This is a genomic window from uncultured Chloroflexus sp. (assembly GCF_938091255.1).
In the GTDB taxonomy this organism is placed as follows: domain Bacteria; phylum Chloroflexota; class Chloroflexia; order Chloroflexales; family Chloroflexaceae; genus Chloroflexus.
Map to the genome: position 1 here is coordinate 1 of NZ_CALLJH010000037.1, position 19,068 is coordinate 19,068.

Below are 19,068 nucleotides of genomic sequence, written 5' to 3' on the forward strand. Positions count from 1 at the left end.
CCCCCTGCCCCCTCTCCCACAAGGGGAGAGGGGGGGAAGGGTCTCCACTCCCACGAGGGGAGAGGGGGGAAATAGCGACCATGCATTCCGGCATAGGTAGTGAATAGGGCGAGTAAGTATGACGACCGACATAGACGAACAACTCGCATTGGCGATTGATCCGTGGTTGCAACATATGACGTGGCGGCGCGATTTTGCGGCGTGGCGTGAGCGCCGGTTGCGCCAAGAGCGGTATCAAGATGAGCGTTTGGCGCAAGCGCGCGTGGCGATTGGCGAGTTGCGCGGCGCGCGGGTGCTTGACCTTGGCGCAGGGATGGGCGGGTTTGCGGTAGCGGCGGCGCTGGCTGGCGCGCAGGTGACGGCGTGCGAGTACAACCCGGCGTATTGCCAGATCATTCGCTTGCGCGCAGCGCGTTACGACTTGCGTTTCCCGATTGTCAACGCTGCTGGCGAATCATTGCCGTTGCCGAGTGCCGCATTCGATTTGGTCGTCGCGTGGGATGTACTTGAACACGTGCAAGACCCGGTAGCGGTGTTGCGCGAGATCGCGCGCACGTTGCGGCCCGGTGGCCATGCGCTGATTACGGCGATCAACCGGCGGGCTTGGATCGATCCGCACTACCACATGCGCGGGATCAACTGGTTGCCGCGACCGGTGGCCGAGGCGCTAATCGAGCTGCGCGGACGCACGAAGCGCGGTGCAGCCTTCCGCGATATGCAGCGACTCAGCGAGATGCACTACTTTCACTACCACGAGCTGGTGCGGCTGTGCGAGCGGCTTGGCTTTGCCGTGACCGATCTGCGCGAGCAGGCGCTGCTGGCCGGACACTTGCCAAGCCGGAGGCCATGGCGGCGGGCGGTGCGGGCGCTCTTGCGACGGGCTGGGTTAGAACGAGTGGCCTACCACTGGCAACGGAGTTTTTACACCGGCATGTTTGAGCTTGACCTGCGTAAGGAGGGCGCATGACGGCGCGACGTCCTTCGCTGGCGACGCAGGTGTCGCGGGCGGTGTGGTGGAATACGCTCTTTGCGCCGTTGCGCTTGCTGGCGGAAGTGCTGGCGACGCTGGTGAAGCTCAATCAGCTTTCGCAGGCGGCATTCGGTTTGCTGGCGCTGGTGCGTGGGGCGAGCAATCTGTTTGGGACGGCGCTCGATCTTGGTATTGCCCGCGCCTTGCCCAAATACATTCCCGAAACCGAGCGAGCAGGCGGTACGCGAGCGGCGCGGCGGCTCTTTCTGTTGGTGGCAACGCTGCAATTGGCGATTTTGCTGGTGATTGCACTGGGCTTGGCGCTGAGCCATCGCCGGATTGAACGCTATTTGCAAGGCTTGCTCAGCGGCGAGGTCGCGGTCGAGGCAGTGGCGCGGGCTGAACTAAGCCAGTTCGTGGCCGAGTTTCACTGGCTCATCATCGCTGCGATTGTGATCTTGTTGGGGCTAGGCGCATTGTACGATTTGCTGATGGCGGTGTTGAGCAGCTTCTTCCGCCAAAAAGCATGGAATAGCATTGCGCTGGCTGCCGGCCTATTGCCGCAGGTATTGGTGGTCATCGCGATTTTAGCCTTGCCCGACCGGTGGGACATTCTTGGTGTATTGGTGGCGATGGTGTTGGCACCGGCGATTGCGGTGGCGCTGGCCGGTTGGCAGGTGTGGCGCTTGCAAGCAGGGTTAGAGATGGAGCCGGGGCTGGGATTACTGGCCGATCTGCGTGACGGGTTGCGTGATCTGCGGCAGGCGTTGCCCCCCGGCTTTGTACGCTATGCGGCTGTCTCGTATCTTATGACGGCGACCGATTTTATTGCCAGTTTTGAGTTTATCAATTTCTTTAACAGTGATATTCGCGATGTGTCGCTATTGGCCGCCGGTGCGTTACTAGTTCGGATGGCGCTCAGTTACCTCTACACCCCTATGGTTGGCGTGCAGGTGCCGTTGTTTGCGCGGGTGCGGCAGGGTGAAGGCGGTACTACTAATGGCGCTTACCAATCGTTGGTGCGTTTGCAGCTATTGCTGATGGTGCCCGGCGGGGTAGGATTGGTGTTGTTGGCCGGGCCGGGATTATTGGTGATCAGCCCGCAGTACCTCGACGCAGCGCCGATTGTGTGGGTGCTGACGCCGTGTTTGTTTAGCGAGAGTATGCTCACCACGGCCCACAATGCGTTGATGGTTCACGAGCGGCTCGGCACGGTGATCGCGGCCCGGCTAATGGCATTGCTCACCGTAGTGGCGCTGGCACTCTGGTTGCCAGCCCAATTCGGCTTGATCGGCATGGCATTGACGTTTGGTTTAGCGCGGGTGGCAGCCGGCTTGTGGGCAACACTGGCCGGGATAGGGCTGCTCGGTTTGCGCTGGCCGTGGCGTTTTACCCTGCGGGTGAGCGCAGCGACAGCGGTGATGGGGTTGGCGGTGGCCGGCATGCGTGGCATCATTGGTGTGCCTGCCGGCGAGATCGATCTGGTTGCGCGCCTTGGGCTAGCCCTGCAATTACTCGCGTTGGCTGCGGTTGGCGCGGTGATTTTCTTGCTGGCGCTGCGCTTGCTCGGCGGGCTCGACCCGGCTGACCGGGCGCAGGTGCTGAAGTTGCGGTTGCCGTTCCAGTGGGTGATACAACGGTTGATTTGAGGGTTAGCCAGCTCAACTTAGAAGCGCGAAGGTGGGTGCAGACGTTACTCATGACAACGATAACCCAACAGTTGAAGCGTCGTTTCCCTACTCTCAATAAGCTGGTGCTGTGGCAGGTACTAGCAGCGTATGTCACGATTACCCTGTTTGTCATCGGACTCAACTGGCTGACTGCTAATGCTGGCCAGCCACTGACTATAGCGCCGGCAAGTGCGAGCCGTTGGTTGTTGGCCGGTTTGAATCAAGTTGAAACCGGTGAATGGGGCGATTTTCGCTGGACTGATGGCGATAGTCAGGTATGTGTTGAGGGGGTCGGGTATGCGCCGCGTAGTCTAGTGACGGTGTGGCTTGCTGGCGCATATGCACGTTCGCTTGGCACTAATGAGGTAACGTTGGTGGCTGGTCAAGCTGAGCCAGTAGCTGTGCCATTGACAACGGAGCTGCGCCGCTACACGATGATCACCGGAGCTGACCAGCAAGCAGGCGCGAACGTTTGTCTAACTATTCAGAGTAGTGCAGTACGTGATCCGAACAATCCACGCTGGCTAGGAGTGCCGTTTCATGGGCTAAGGGTGATGCCGTTGGCGGTTGCCGGAGGAGTCATCCCCGCGCCGGCAGGGTTGGCAACCGGACTGGCATTGGCAATTGGCTGGCTAGCGCTGCTGCATTTCAGCGGTGTGCCGCTGCTGTTAGCAACTGGGCTGGTGACGCTCGTCAGTGTTGTGATCTCGTACACCCTCATTGGGGGATTCGTGCCGTTTGGCGCCGGGACGTTGCGGTGGGCCTTACCAACTGTAGTTGGAGTTTGGATGGGCGTACTCGGCTTGGCCGGCGCGCGATGGCTTCACTTGCGGCGTCCATGGATGTACGACCTAGCCGGCATTCTTTTCTGGAGTGTGGCCCTGATCGGTACGTTTTGGTTATTACAACGCATCAGCGGTCACAGCGGCGTCTGGCCGCTCAAATCGCGGATTGATCCCTCGCCGACGTGGTGGGTGATAGTGCCGATTGGTCTGGCAATCCTCTGGTTCACCATCGGCTGGCGCTGGCTGGCGCGGCCATTGCAACCGGTTCCGGTTGTGGTCTATACCCTGCTCGGCGCGCTCGTGTTGCCGGTGGCGTTCGACATCGCCGTGCATGGGATTGATGCGCCGATTGCGCTGTTTCGCGATAGCCCTTACGAATACCTGCGCGACACGCCGTATGTGGCGGGTGATCCAATCGGGTTTATGGCCAACTTCGAGACCATCGCGCCGCAGTTGTCGGTGCATGGCAGCACCCACCCGCCGGGGGCAATCTTGTTTTTGTGGCTGATCGAGCAGGTCTTCGGGCCGGGGCCGGTTGCAACCAGTTGGATCACGATTGGGTTGACGGCGCTCATACCATTGGTCGCGGTATGGGTGGGCTGGCGGCTTGGCGGCAGCCAATTGGCGCTAGCTGCCGGGATGCTGGCAGTGGTGTTACCCGGTCAGATGATCTACGGCGTCACCTCACTCGATGGCGTATTCAGCCTTTTGATTGCCATCGGTGCGGCAAGCTTCTTCTTCGCGCTTGAGCCGCCGCAACGACCGGCGCTAGCGATCATATCTGGTCTCAGTATTGCCGCCGCGCTCTTTATGACCTACGCCGCCACCCAGCTTTTCTTTTTTGGTGTCGCGGTGGCGGCATTGGCGCTGGCCCGGCACGGCGCGCAGGCTGGCTGGCGCACAACCTTGCTGGTAATTGTGCGGCAAGGCGCGATCGCTGCCGGAGTGATTGTCGTCATCTATCTGCTCATCTTTCTCACTACCGGATTTAACGTCATCAGCGCCTCGCGCCTCGCCACCCAGATCAACGGCGAGATGATGGAGCGGTTTCGCGAATACGGCCCACCGCCAACCCCCTTCCTACCGCCGAGTTACGACTACTACTTGCGTTTTGCCGCTGCCAATCTGGTTTCGTACCTCGTGTTTGTGACGCCGTGGGTATTGACGGCGCTCAGCGCACTCTACCTGCGGGCGGGCCGCGAACGGTGGCAGCCGGCATGGGCAGCGTTGCTCGGCGCGCTAGGTGCGTTCGTTCTCGGTATGTGGCTCAGTGGTCTTTTCAACCGCGAAGTCGAACGGATCTGGATGTTTACCTATCCATTGGTCGCGGTGTTGGCGGCGTATCATAGCCTTGGTGGCGAGACAGTGCGGCAGGGTCGGCGACTAGTCCTCTACTTTGGGCTGACGTTAGCATTCTTTGTGGTGATGAAACTAACGCTCTACACCATCTGGTAAACGATGCGGATTGCACTTTACAATCTGACCACGACCACCAAAATTGGCGGTGTCGAAAGTTTTGTCTGGGATCTGGCCCGCGAGCTGGTGAAGCGTGGGCATGAGGTGGATATTCTCGGCGGGGTTGGTCACCGGCGCGAGATTACCGGCGCGCGGGTGTATACCTTTCCCTTTATCTCGCGCCAGTTTTGGCAGGCACTGCCGCCGTTGCGGCGGGCATACGCCGAGGCCAAGCTACTCGAACGGCTGACGATGGCGGTAGCGGCGTTACCAACATTGGTGCGCGGCAAATACCAGATTATTCACCTGCAAAAACCTTATGATCTGCTACCGGCACTCGTGGCTCGCCGGCTGAGCGGCGCTAAGGTCATCCTCGGCTGCCATGGTGAAGACTTTTATCGCGGTGATCGCTGGCTGGCCCAATATGTCGATGCCGCTGTGTCGTGCTCGCGTTTTAATGCGCAGACCATCGCCGGGCGCTACGGCTTCACACCGGTAGTCGTCTTTAACGGGATCGATACCGACTTGTTTCACCCGCAACCGCCCGACCCCACCCTGCGCGCGCGGCTGGGGGTAGCGGCGACTGCGCCGTTGCTACTGTTCGTAGGCCGGCTCCAACCGTGGAAAGGGGTCGAGACGGCGATCCGGGCATTGCCGCAGATTCCGCAGGCAGTGTTGCTGATCGCCGGCGATGGTGAAGATCGGTCACGCCTCGCAGCCATTGCCGATGAACTTGACGTAAGTAAGCGAGTCCGTTTTCTTGGGAGTTTGCCACGTCAGCATCTACCGATACTTTATTCGTCGGTTGATCTGCTGGTCGCTACTAGCCATGCCAGCGAAACCTTCGGGATTGGGCCGGTTGAAGCGCAGGCGTGCGGGTTACCGGTGGTGGCCACCCGCTTTGGCGGCTTCGCTGAGGTCGTGGCAGATGGGCAAACTGGTCTACTGGTGCCGCCGCGTGATCCGGCAGCGCTGGCGGCAGCGGTCAACAAGTTGCTCGCCGATCCGGCCCGGCGGGCGGCGCTGGCGGCAGCGGCCCCAGCGTGGGCGGCGCAGTTTGCGTGGCCGGCGGTAGTTGATCGGATTGAAGCGGTGTATCGGGCGGTAGGGGTGTAGGGGTACAGCACGCTGTGCCTGTACAAGGATTATGCGGGTATTGATTGTTGGTCTTGGCGGTGTGAGCCGTGCGTTTCGTAATTGGCCGGAACGAACGCTGGGGCAGGCGCTGGTGGCTGCCGGTCACGAAGTGACGGCATTGACCTATTGGCAACCCGATCAGCCGCACCTTGGCCTAACAGAACGGGCCGAGGAGATTGACGGCATCGTTGTGCGGCGAGTAAAACCGCAGCTTTGGCCGGGGCGCGAGACAATTGCAGCGTTAGAGAGCTTGCCGCTGCCTGATATTGCCCACGTGATCCATCCGCGTAACGTGTTGGCGTTGCAAGCGGTGCGCTGGCTGCGGCGGCGCGGCGTGCCAGTGGTATGGACGTGGCTTGGCCCTTATCACGACCGCTGGCTAGTGGCCGACCGCGAGCGGCCATACGAATCAACCATTCACCCAGAATGGCTCATTTACACCCTTCCGCAACTGATCACACGCGGTCTGCGCGACGGGCGGTGGCGCGATCACTGGCGCAACTACGCGATTCATCGCCCGTTGCGCGATGTAGCGGCGTTTATCCCCTGTTCGCAACACGAAGCGCAGGTTCTCCGTGAACTCGGCTTCACCCAACCGATGAGCGTAGTACCACTCTGGCTCGATATGACATTTATGGATGGGCCAGCACCATCACTTGAGGCAACGTTTTCGCAGCCGATCATTCCCTACATTGGTCAGCTTACGCCGCGCAAAGGCTACGACGTGCTGGTAGCGGCGATGCCGGCGATTATTGCCCGTCATCCGCAGGCGAGCTTCGTGTTTGTTACCCACAATCCGGCTCAGCGGGCAGAATTGCAACGATTAGCTAGCGAGCTGGGTGTAGCCGCTAACCTCCATTTTCTCGGTACCCTCAGCGAAGAGCAAAAACTAGCCCTCTTGCGGGCGAGTGCCGTTTTGCCTTTTCCCTCGCGTTACGAGGGGTTTGGGTTGCCGGTGTTGGAAGGGATGGCGGCAGGGGTGCCGGTGGTTAGTACCAATATTCCAGTGCTTAACGAACTGATCCGTGATGGTGAAGACGGCTTGCTCATCCCGTACAACGATGCCAAGGCGTTGGCTGAGGCGATCCTGCGCGTGCTTGACGATCAAGCGTTGCGGGAACGGCTCATCGCTGGCGGGCGGCGCGCGCTGCGTGAACGGTTTGCGCCAGAGCGGTTAGTTATGCAGGTAATCGAGGTGTATCGGTCGGTATTGTAGGGGCACAGCACACTTTACTGAGAGGGGCAGCGAGGGCACAGCGTGTGGTGTCGTAGGGGGCATAGGGGCACGGCGTGTGGTGTCGTAGGGGCATAGGGGCACAGCACGCTGTGCCCCTACGGTTTGTCTTGTAATGGTTTTGTTGCGCAAACGATGTATGTTCACACACAATGGTGTTTTCCAAAACTCTTGTTCATCATTGCCTAATGTTTTGGAGGTTTCGCTATGCGCCAGCAGCGCCATCTCTCGCTCCCTACGTCTGGTGCCTCGGTTGCGCTTATTTCCCTCTTTCTGTTGTTAATTGCGGTGCGCTTACATCCGGTGGCGAATCCTGATCCGATTCGCGCTGCTTGGCAGCGCGTGCTGAGCGCCGGGAGCTACCGGTTTGACGCTACGGCGACGATTGTTGCCGACCCGCTTGCTTCGCCGGTGCATGCTGGTCAGCCGCCTGACCGGCACGAAATCTACCTGCAAGGTAAGGCCGATCTGCCGGCTGAGACGACCGAGCTGCGATTATGGACGCAGGGCGGGAATGTGCAGACCGGTGAGGGCAGTGTGACGCTGCGCATTGTCGCCGGGCAGACGTGGGTGCGCCAAGGCGAGGGGGCATGGGAGGAGTATAGCGGTCTTGGCGATCTGTTTGCACCCGGCGGTGATGTGTTGGGATATCTGAACGCGGTGCGCGATGTGCAGCCGCTAGGTGAGGAGCAGGTGGCTGGGCGTGTGGTGATGCGCTATGCCTTTCAGATTGATGCGATGGCGCTCGAGCGCTATCTGCGTGAACGGCAGCAGGAAGCGCTGCGGCAAGCGAATCGCTTGCCACCGGGAATAGAGCTGCGTCCGGCGGATGAGTATAGCCGTTTGCGCGGCTCTGGTGAGCTGTGGCTCGCTGCTGACGGTTTGCCGGCGCGGCAAGTGTTGCATTTAGTCTTGCCAGCCAGTGGCGATCAACCGGCCAGCCGCGCGCAGTTGACCATGGATTTTGCCGATTTCGGCCCGCTGCCGCTGAAGATGCCGTTATTCTGGCAGCAGTGGCTAGGGGTGTTGCGCGGGGCAAGCGATGCGGCTTTGCCGGTGATTGGCGCTTTATTGGCTGGTTTAGGCGCCGTGATCGTGTTGATCCGCTGGCGCGGTTCGCGCCGGCTGGCCGGCGGTTTGGCGGTGGCGCTGATTGCGGCGCTAGTGGGTGGCCCGTTACTCACGGCGCAGCGTGTGCATGCAACGCAGGCCGAGGGGGCTGCACAGACGGTTCAGCGCCGTCGAGCGCAAGATGAGTTAGCATCTGCACGGTCAAGTGAAGCACAACTGCCGCCCGATGTAGCGGCGGCGCGTTTGTTGGCCGATGTGTGGTTGAGTGAGGCGCGCGGCTATGCAACGGTCGATAGCGATGGCGATGGTCTGAGTGATGCGCAAGAGATGTTGCTCGGAACCAACCCGCAAGCGGCTGCCGATGGCCCTGCTCGTCTGACGGCGCTTACCGTGCAGGCTGCGACGGCGGTAACGAGCACGCCGGCGGCGCTGGTTGATGATGGTCGTGATACTGATGGTGATGGCTTGACCGACTTCCAAGAGCAGTTTCTTGGCACTAGCCCGTTTGATGCCGATACCGACGGTGATGGATTAAGCGACTTTGCCGAAGCGGTGGGGTTCTCGTATGGCAGTCGCGATTGGCGGCTCGATCCGCTGGCACAGGATACTAATCGCGATGGCGTGCTCGATAGTCTTGAAGTGGGCCGGAGCGGCAATTTGTTGGTAGCGCGCGATAACGATGGCGATGGCATACCCGATGCGTTTGACTACGATGACGATAACGATGGCGTACCCGACCGACTCGATCTTTCGCCGTTGACACACTCAGGCGATCGCGGTGCGTTTCGCGGTGATCGTGCGCTGTGGCTCAAATTCGATAACCTGAGCGTCGATCGGCTGGTAGCGGTAGATTTTCAGGTGCGCCCACAAAATGTACGTCAACTATGGTATGCGCAAAGCCGTTTCGATTGGCCAAACGATAGCGCCGGGCAGGTACAGGATCGTAACAATACTACTGATGACATCCAACTGCTGCCGTTGCTCGAAATTTCGATTCCGGCCAATTCATTCGCTACATTGCCGCCGTATACCGACAACGGCAATGGCAACCTCTCGTCACCGTTATTGAGCGCCCAAGGCATTACCTTGCGTCAGTCTGATGCCAGTACCATCGTCGCTTACGTACCGCTCAGTCTGGTCACCGATAATCAGACCGGCGAGCGGGTGGCGTTTTCGGGCCGGATGCTCTATCGAGGCGCAGCGGCGTGGGGCAATGCTCACCGCGTGCGGTTAGTGTGGGCCGTGCAGATGAAAAATGACGTTGATGGCTTTGACCAACCCGGTCTGATTCATGTCTATGACACTGAATCGTGGCTGCTAACCGGTATGCAGGTGCGTGAAGAGCACGGCGTGGTGGGTGCGTTGGTCGTAGCCGATCCTCAAGCGCAAGGTGATGCGGTTGCGCGCGATGATGCACTCTTGGCCCTGATCAACGGGTTAAACCAGAGTTTTATGCGTGCGCGGGCTGATCTCTCCCCAGCGACGCTGGCCAATCGTTTCCATCGCCTGAGCAATGGCAGCGTACCGGCCCAAGAACGTTGGAACTTGCCGAATATCTTCCTCGCCAGCGCATATACGCGCAGCGATACGCTCAGTATGGCACGTGACGCGGCCACGCTCAACCGCAATTTGTTGGCGCAGATACCGGCTTATACCCAGCCGTTGATTCTCCATCTGCGCAGTGAGACCTTCCGCGCTCTCAACTTTGACAGCTTGGGCAGCAATGCCACGTGGTCAGATACCGTCTTGACCATGAATCTGGCGACCAGCGGCCAGAATGCGGTGTTGGTGCAGACGGCCAATTATCTGAGCATGACCGGCTATGAGTTTTCCGGCGGTGATTGGCGCACCTTATCGCCAGAGCAGACGGTGCAACGCTTCATCGAACGGCATCGCGACCAAGCCAGCACCGACGAAGAGACGCGCGAAGGCCAGCTTGTGTTGTTGCGCAATTATCTTGCCGTGCTGATCCAAGGCGTGATGGCGTTGGTGGCCAATGGCGAGCAGCGTCTAATGATTGACGTTGCCAGTCCCGATACGTCGTTGGCTCAGAGCAACACCGCGTTGGCAGCGCAAGGGACAGGTGCGCTTAAGTATGCAATTGCAGCTCTAGGACCAGCGCAGGGGACAGACACCAACACGGTGTTGAAAATGATCGGCGGTGTTGTAAAGTCACTAGCAATTAGCTCAGTTCGCGGTGCAGCGACGGCGTATGCAGTTTCGAGCAAGTTCATGACCAGTTTCAAGGCGAAAGCGAAAGACGCGCTCCATGGCGCAATCGTAGCTGCACTGGTGACTGGTTTAATCTTGGCGGCAACGGCTCAGCTCGGGCAGATTTCGCCCGAACTCAATCGCTGGCTATTGACCGGTGGGATGGAGCTAATTTCACACGTTACGTCATCGATTGCCACAATTGTAAAAAACGGCATTGATCTTATCCTGATCGCCAAATTCGGCTTGCAGAAGATTACGGCGGCTTCGGCGGCGCTCACGATCTTTGTGGGCGGGGTGCTGGTCGTGGCGACAATTGGCTTAGCGATCTACGAAGCGGTCTCGAACCAGTTGTCGGGTGTAGCGTTGGCCCAACTGATCATTGCGACGGTCTTGCAGGTTGCGTGGATCGTGTTCTTGACCGCGCTGACCTTCATTCCTAAAGTCGGCTTTATCATTGTGGCCGTCATTACCATTCTCGACGCGGTGCTGTCGGTGATTCTCTCGCTGATTTTAGGCCGCGCGACATCATTCTCATCGTGGCTGTTCCAACAGATCGCGCGCTTTATCGTTGACGAGTCGCGCTATTTGACCGTGCGCCCAACAGTAGGTGACACGAGTTTGGGACTGGTTCATCCGGCGGCAGGTATGACGGCGTGGAACCCGCTTCGCTTTAGCGCGACCATTTACCCGAATCTAGCGTGGAATCCAAACCGGATTGGCAATCGTTGGTTTGGCAACCCGTGGAATGACTGGCAAGCTCGTCAGCGCGTCTCCGGCGCGGCTGCGTTGGCTACCTACGAGCAGAATCTCGATGTTTGGCCCAGTTGGCCACCGATCCAAGACTCATATCCGCGTTTTGTTGATTTCTCCTTCCCGGCGGGGATCAACCGTTCGACGGCGCTATGGATGAATACGGCCTTTAATTTGCCCTACAAGCGGTGTATCTTCCTCTGGTGCGGGGCGTATGATGGTGTGCAACGCTATAATACGCGCTTGGCCGAGAGCGTGGTGTTCGATGTCTTTCCGTCGACGCTGGATGAGTTTGTACGGATGGATTGGGGTGGGAGTGTGTCGTTCCCACCATTGCCCGACGCCGACTTTGATGGTCTTCGCCGCGAAGTCGATCCCAACGAGAGCACGTGGGATGCCGATGGCGATGGCTTGAGCGACGCCTTTGAGCTACAACGCGCTAACGAAGGGATGCGCTTCAATCCGCGGCTGGCCGATACCGATGGCGATGGCTTGAGCGATCTGGTTGAGGCGCGCTGGGGCACTGACCCGACCCGCGTAGACACCGATGGCGATGGCCTCAGCGATGCGCAAGAGGTGAACGGCCAGTTGGTGACGGTAAGCGGGCGGCTTTTGCTGATCCGTACCAGCCCGCTGGCGGCTGATTCGCGCGGCGATGGCGCATCTGATGCCGTCTGGCTCAATCAAAGCGGTTCGGTAGCGGCGCGTTCGCGTCTCGGCGCGTGGCCGCTTGCCACGACCTTTGCCGACGCATTTGGCGGGATGGGGTTTAACTGCCCGGCAGGGGCTTGTCCCGCCACCGGGGTGACGATGGCCGGACGCACCGGCACAAGCTTCGACGGCAATCAGTTTTTGGTCATCAGCGATGAGCGGTTCCGCATGGCGGATGAGATGACCTTTGCGGTGTGGATCTATCCTACCGCCAACGCTAACGGCATATTGATCAACCGCGAAGGCGAGTATGAAGTTGCGCGCTTCCCCGATGGCACCATTCAGTGGGCCTTTGCCAACGCCAATCCCGGTTGGACGTGGATCAACACCGGGGCGGTGGCGCCGCTCAATCAGTGGACGCATGTAACAGTGACCTACAATCGGGGTGTCGTAACGACCTATCTCAACGGTACGGCGGTGCATACCTACAACGGTGCTGGTGCGATCGGCGATGTTGATTGGTCGCAGAATGAATTGCGACTCGGTGATCGCCAGCATATCCCGCAACGGTTTGTGGGTGTGCTCGCTCATGCTCGGCTGTTCACCCGCGCGCTACCGGCGGCTGAAGTGAGCATGCAACCGGGCTTAGCGACGTTGGCAGCAATAGAGCTGGCTAGTACCCCTTCTACACTTACAGCACCACAAGCGCCGATTGGCGTGTTCCATGTGGTGAATGATGACAACCTCGTCGTGCGGCCCGGCCAATCGCTGGTCTATACGGTCACGTTACGCTACTTGCCGCCCGATGGTCGTCCGCTGCGGGGGACAGTATGGCTGAATACGCCGCTGACTAGTTTCCCGGCGCAGTCGTTCGAGTTGCTGCCGGGGCAAGAACAGAGCTTTGTCACCAATCTCACGATCCCGGCTGGTACGCCAGAAGGGCCATTCGTGCTCGACGCGATCACGCAGTACAGTTTGGGCGGGAATCCCACCGCGCGCTGGGTGCAACCGGCCTTTGTTGAACGGGCCGGAGCCGATGTAAGCGCGGTAGCAGTGGCGGCCGCTCCCGGCGCCGCAGCACCATACGCGCTAGTGACGGCGAGCGGTGGCCAAGTCCAGCTCTTCGCTACTCAGCCGAACACCCTACCGACGCCGGTCAATGTTGGCACCGGGACGCAGCCGACCGTAGCTTGTCTGAGCAGTGCATGCCTTGTGGTGTGGCAAAGCGGCGGCACCATTCGCGCGGCTCGTGTTGCCGGCAGTACCATTTCGACGCCGGTCGATCTTGGTAACGGGACTGCGCCGGCAGTGGCGAGCAACGGGAGTGATGTTGTTGTGGCATGGATTGACAATGGCGTCGTGCGTGCGCAGCGCGTTGCTGCGAATGGCACTGTCGTCGGTTCGCTGCTGGCGCTTGATAGCAATGCGCAGACTGGCAGCGCGGTGGCAGTCGTCGCCGCCGGCGCGAACTATCTGATTGCCTACGAACGCGGTTCGGCATCGCAACGCGATATTTGGCTGGTGCGGATCGACGATGGCGGTGCGTCTGCTCCCGTCCAAGTCACTGCCACATCCGGCGATGAGACTGCGCCAGCGCTGGCCTACAGCGCGGCCTTCGGGCGGGCTTTGCTAGTCTACCTGCGCAACGGTTCAGTGATGGGCCGCCTGCTAACTGGGACGGCGGTGCTCGACGAGGCGCCATTGCTCTCGGATGGCGATGCTGCGCTAACCAGTCCAACTGTAGCTGCCGCTGCCGATCACTTTGTGGTTGCCGCTGGCGCGCGCATCGCCGGTCGTGCTCATCTGATCTATCAGGCCGTTGATAAGCAGAACCGGTTATTGGGCAGCCCGCAACGCTTTGCGTGGCTAGTTGACGCTCCTGCAGGCGTGAGCGCGGCGCTAGCGTGCGCCGCTAGCCAGCCGTGCGTCGTCGCGCCGGCAGGGTTGAGCGGCGGCGGCGCGCAGATCGGGTCGGTGCAGGCCGAGTTGGTTGGCGAGGAGTCTGGTTTGCTTGATAGCGGTACGCTGCCCACACCATTACGCTTGGTGGTTGACAACACACCGCCGGTGGCAAGCATCCTTTCGCTGGTTGATGGCGGCTACGTGCCGGCAGCCAACGTGAATAGCGGTCTGGTGGTGAGCGGGGTGATTACCGATGCGAATCCTATCGAACTGGTTGAAATCAGCTTGGATAACGGCGCGTGGCAGGCAGTGCCGCCGGGAGCGACGTGGGCCGCGACGATTGATGTTGGCGGCTTGGCAGAAGGGGCGCATACCCTGCGTGTGCGCGCCCGTGACGCCGCCGGCAACCAAAGTGCGCCAAGCGCGCCGGTTACGTTCTTGGTTGATCGTACCCCGCCAGCGCTGGCAATAGCTCCCGATGTGCCATCGGCTATCGTCCGTCCTATGCTTGATGCTCGCGGCGGCTGGGTCTTCCCCTTCACCGGCACCCTGAACGATGCAGCTAGCGGCAGTTCGCAACTCACGCTTGAGTTGCTGCCGGCCAGCGCCGATGCGGTGACGAGCCTTGCTCAAGAGGTGACGGCGACCGGGGGAACGTGGCAGCACAACTACCGCCTCACCACCGGCGGTGGGCTTGATGGGCGGGTAACGCCGCCGACCGGCGTGTATACCGTTACGTTGCGCGCTGCCGATCTGGCCGGCAATGTACGTATCGTCGAGCGGCCTACTTTGCTGAGGCTTGACGCGACGCCACCGGCCATTACATTGGCAACCGATCCCGGCGAGCGCATCACTGCTGCGCTCACGCTGACCGGCATCGTGACCGACACCGGCACGGTGGCAAGCGGGGTGCAGACGCTGGAAGCGGTGTGGATACCGCTTGAGCAGGCCGATGCGCTAACCGGCGCGGCGGTGCGGCTGCCGTTTGATGAACCGGCAGGGAGCGAAGCGTTTGCCAACGCGGTGGATGCGGCGCTGATCGCGACCTGTAGCGGTGTGAATTGCCCGCAGGTCATTGCGAGTGGCCGGGTGGGGCAAGGGATCAATCTCAGCGGCGCGCAAACCCTCACCATTGCTGACCGGTTCGGTGATCGCGCGAGCTTCAGTGTCGCGGCGTGGCTCAACGGTTCTGGCAGGGTGTTTGAGCGCGGCCAAGCCGGCCAAGCCGGGCACGTCGAACTCACCACCACCAGCGCCCAACTACGCGGTAACAGCGGCGCGTGCTCGCTCGCGTTTACGCTGGCCGGCACGGGTTGGCGGCACCTCGCCTTGGCTTATGACGGCGCGACATTAGCCGTCTACGGCGATGGCGCGGCGGTAGCCAGCACTCCCTGCGCCGCCGGCACGCTACCCGCCGCCGAAGCGCGGCTAGGCGGGTTCGCTGGCCAGCTCGATGAGGTCTATCTGTACGGCTACGCGCTCGCTGCCGACGAAGTTGCGCATCTGCGCGCCGCGGCGGATCTTGCGTGGCAGAGCGTCACCCTCGCCGCACCCGGCGCTGCCGCGAGTACGTGGAGTCTGCCCGTCCCGAATACCCTCGACGGGATGTATGCGCTGGCGCTGCGTGCCGCCGACGCGCTCGGTAATCGCACCGTCGATCCGGCAGGCGAGATCGTCTGGCGGGGCATGGTTGACCTGCGCGCACCGCAGGTGACAGTGACGGTAGTCCAGCAGGGCAGCGGTGCGTTGGCACGCACCACCATCACTTGCCAAGCCCGTGACATCAACCTTGCCAGCGCGACGTTAGCCTGCCCGCCGCCCAGCGGCACGATCCTCGAACAGACCGACACTCTCGTCTATTACCAGCCCCCGGCGTGGCGCCGGCTCAGCAATGAATTGCGGCTGCTTCACGGGCGCGATGTGACCTATGTTGTCGCGGGGCATAGCACCTACACCGCCACTGCAACCGCCCAAGATACACTAGGCCGCTCTGGCAGCGGCACACCGCAGCCGATCACGCCACCCGCGCCGGCGGTTGATCTGCTCGTCACCTCGCCAACCGGCAATGTCCTCACAACGTTTGCCCCGATCACGGTGGCCGGCAATGCGCGGGCTGATGCCGGCTTGGGTCGGGTGCGGGTGTTGGTGGATGGCGGCTTGATCTTCGAGCAAGTGTGGTCTGGCGATCTAACCGGCTCCTTCTCGACCGCGTGGACACCGCCGGCAGAGGGTCGCTACGCGCTGGACGTACAAGTCACCGATCAGAGCAACCGTCTCGCTACCCGCCAGATCACGCTCTTGGTCGATACGGCAGCACCTACCGCGATCAGCTTTGCCACGTCAGTCTTGACCACGGCTACGACGTTGAGTGATACACTGGCCCTACCCCTTCAGGTGACCGATACCGGCGTAATCACGAGTGTGCAAGCCTCGTTCGATGGTGTGGCGTGGATCGATGCTGCTCCTGATCCGGCCGTCAGCGGGCGCTGGTGGGCGCCGCTCAACCAACCGGCCAACGATCTCGATCATTGGTCATTCACGATGGATCTGCGGGCGACAGATGCTGCCGGGCGGACGATTACCGCAGTGGCGCAACCGATGGTCGTGGATGTGCGCCCGCCAGCGGCGCAGACGGCGACATTGCGCGTGATCGGTGGCACAACCTTAAATGAGGGTGACACCGTGCGCACTGTTGGCGGTTTACGGATGGAGTGGGCTGCCGGAAGTGACAATGCTGGTCCGGTCACCTTCCTTGCCGGTTGGAGCACCAATCGCGAGCCGAATCTGGCTAGCCTGACCGCGTATGGTGCTGGTCCCAGCAGCCATGATCTGCCTACGCCGCCCGAAGGCAGCGTCCTCTACGCGCATCTGGTGCAGCGAGATGCCAATGGCAACCAACGCATTCAAACCTTTGGGCCAATCATCTACGATACACCGCTCACCCCTGATGCCGTGTCGCAAACCGGCTTCACAATGCCGGAGCGAGCGATTGTCACCGGCTGGCTCGATGGAGCGTGCGCATTGGTCGGTCAAAACAGCGCCTTGGCCCGCCGCGCCAGCGAACTAGCCGCAACCCGCGACGTGCAACGGCTCTATGCGAGCTGGGATGATCGCGCGTTGCGGGTGGCATGGCGCGGCGCCATCTGGGGCGCCAGCGAGGATTTGTACCTCTACCTCGATACCGCTACCGGCGGCGCACCGGCGGTCTATACGCAAGGGATGCCAGCCGGCCAGCCCGATCTGCGTTTCCCCGGCACCTTTGCCCCCGATTACCTGCTGCGGGTCGATGACGCACAGACTATCAGCCTGCTGCGTTGGAACGGCGCTGCATGGATGGCGGTGAGCGGGGCATGGCAGGCGTGGGTTGACGCTGCCCAACCCGATCTGTTCGAGGCCTACCTGCCGTTTGCGGTGCTCGGCATCGCTAGTCCAGCCACAACGCCGGTTAGCATCGTGGCCTACGCTACCGAAGAAGACAGCCTGCGCACGTGGGCGGTGATGCCGGCCAATAACCCGCTCACCAGCCCGCACGTGCTCAACAGCCGTAGCAGCGAAACTATCAGCAACCAAGTCAAGCTAACGAACGTCATCACGTGGGATAATCTCGGCCCCGGTGTATGCCCCAGTGCAGGTCAGCTCATCGCCGACGTGCGCTTCCGCATCACCGCGACACCGGTAGGCGCAATCTATTCGATTTTCACCGACGAACTCATTGATGACCAAGGGCTGCTGCTCGATACCAATACCCATGTTGCGAGTAAGAACCTGATGGAGATCGACAACTATCACCCGCCGTTATTTGAAGGGCAGATCATCACTTACACGATCCACTACGAAAATGTGGGCGAAGCGCCAGCAACCAATGTGCAGGCGTGGATTGTCAATTGGGGATCGCTGCGATTACCGGGCGGCACGCTGGTGAGCGGGCCGGATGGCTCCTACTATGAACAGTTCATCAACTTGGGAACCATCGCCCCCAGCACCAGCGGCACAGCCACCTTCACCGGCGTGGTCGATCGTCAAATCGCGCGCGACGCCGGTGAAGACGAAGACTGGGCCACCGTGGACATCTCCTTCCACGATGACACCACCGGCTTTGATGGTGCGCTCGACTGGTTCTTCGTTGACCATCCGGTCGATATCGAGCCACCAACATACGTGGCTATCAGCAATCCATCTTCCTACGTCAAACCCGGTCTCGTAACGGTGATTGGTGAAGCGGGGGACGAATCGGATGTGCCGCAGATCGATGTCGAGGTAAAGGTCGGAACGGCTGCGCCCACGATCACTACCTGCACCGACCCCACTCCTGATGATGGCGAGTGGCAATGCGCGGTCAACATCGGCAATCCAGCCGGCGGCACAGCAGTGACGATACGCGTGCGCGCTACCGATGCCGGCGGCCAGACCAGCGATTGGAGCGATCCGGTTGATCTGATCGTGGATACGAATGCGCCGCGCCTGATCTTGAGCGATGCGAGCGTTGCGCGCTTGGGTATAGGATCGGTTGGCGTGGGCACGGTGCAGCTCGATGGCCGGGTGCAAGATGACCGACAGGCGTGGGCAGTGGAAATCTGTGTCAACCAACAGGATGGGCGTGGTTTCCAATGCGACGAGGTATGGGTTGACGAGAACGACAACTGGAGTTACGCCCTACCCATTCGCGCGGGAGTGATGCAGGCGGCGCAGCAAGTGCGGCTGACACCGATCGACCTCGCCGGCAATCGCGGCCCGGCTCGCCAATTCGACTACGTGATCGACACGGTTGCGCCCACCGTCATTGGCGGGTTGCTGCCGCCCGCCTCCCCGCTGTCGGTAGGGAAGGTCTTGATCGGCGGGACGTATGCTGACGCGGTAGGGGTCACGGCCATCACTGTGCGGATAGAGCGGCCTGATGGATTGGTTGAAAACGGGGCCGCCGATTTGCAAGGCGACCAGTGGCGCTATATCGCGTCGCTAAGTGTGCCCGGCCCGCACCGCATCTACATCACGGCCCGCGACGCCGCCGGCAATACGCGCACGATTGGGCCATTGCCGCTCAACGGGCCGAATCGGGTCTTTATACCGGTGATCTTCCGGTAGGGTTTAGCAGAGAGCCGGCTTCCTCAGGGAGCGATAGCGACGGCCTGCCGGGCCTTCCCCCACGAGGGGAGAGGGGGCCATCCCCTTGTGGGAGAGGGGGGCAAGGGGCGCATCCCCCCACCCCCGGCCCCCTCTTGTCGCCCCCAC

The 19,068-nt window shown here is 61.0% G+C and carries 6 protein-coding genes; all 6 read left to right on the forward strand.

The genetic code is table 11. The annotated features are described in order from the left end of the window. The first annotated feature begins 118 nt into the window (after window positions 1–118). Complete coding sequence (locus Q1A00_RS13290; RefSeq protein WP_298482891.1) at window positions 119–967, forward strand: bifunctional 2-polyprenyl-6-hydroxyphenol methylase/3-demethylubiquinol 3-O-methyltransferase UbiG; 849 nt, start codon at window positions 119–121, stop codon at window positions 965–967. Continuing rightward, window positions 964–2,619, forward strand: a complete 1,656-nt coding sequence (locus tag Q1A00_RS13295; RefSeq protein ID WP_299757270.1) for a hypothetical protein — start codon at window positions 964–966, stop codon at window positions 2,617–2,619. Before Q1A00_RS13290 ends, Q1A00_RS13295 begins: the two co-directional genes overlap by 4 nt. Window positions 2,620–2,669: 50 nt before the next feature. After that, complete coding sequence (locus Q1A00_RS13300; protein WP_298406504.1) at window positions 2,670–4,880, forward strand: hypothetical protein; 2,211 nt, start codon at window positions 2,670–2,672, stop codon at window positions 4,878–4,880. 3 nt (window positions 4,881–4,883) lie between these two features. Beyond that, window positions 4,884–5,996, forward strand: coding sequence for a glycosyltransferase family 4 protein (locus tag Q1A00_RS13305; protein ID WP_298406502.1), 1,113 nt, complete (start codon window positions 4,884–4,886; stop codon window positions 5,994–5,996). A gap of 31 nt (window positions 5,997–6,027) precedes the next feature. After that, window positions 6,028–7,233 carry a glycosyltransferase family 4 protein gene (locus Q1A00_RS13310; protein WP_298490688.1) on the forward strand — a complete coding sequence of 402 codons (1,206 nt, stop codon included), beginning with the start codon at window positions 6,028–6,030 and terminating at the stop codon, window positions 7,231–7,233. 225 nt (window positions 7,234–7,458) lie between these two features. Next, window positions 7,459–18,921, forward strand: coding sequence for a LamG-like jellyroll fold domain-containing protein (locus tag Q1A00_RS13315; protein WP_298406498.1), 11,463 nt, complete (start codon window positions 7,459–7,461; stop codon window positions 18,919–18,921). Window positions 18,922–19,068 lie beyond the last annotated feature (147 nt).

Bases quoted from the DNA above. Each gene is read 5' to 3' on its own strand.
- Q1A00_RS13305 (WP_298406502.1), top strand. From the start codon at position 4,884: ATGCGGATTGCACTTTACAATCTGACCACGACCACCAAAATTGGCGGT.
- Q1A00_RS13295 (WP_299757270.1), top strand. From the start codon at position 964: ATGACGGCGCGACGTCCTTCGCTGGCGACGCAGGTGTCGCGGGCGGTG.
- Q1A00_RS13300 (WP_298406504.1), top strand. From the start codon at position 2,670: ATGACAACGATAACCCAACAGTTGAAGCGTCGTTTCCCTACTCTCAAT.
- Q1A00_RS13315 (WP_298406498.1), top strand. From the start codon at position 7,459: ATGCGCCAGCAGCGCCATCTCTCGCTCCCTACGTCTGGTGCCTCGGTT.
- Q1A00_RS13290 (WP_298482891.1), top strand. From the start codon at position 119: ATGACGACCGACATAGACGAACAACTCGCATTGGCGATTGATCCGTGG.
- Q1A00_RS13310 (WP_298490688.1), top strand. From the start codon at position 6,028: ATGCGGGTATTGATTGTTGGTCTTGGCGGTGTGAGCCGTGCGTTTCGT.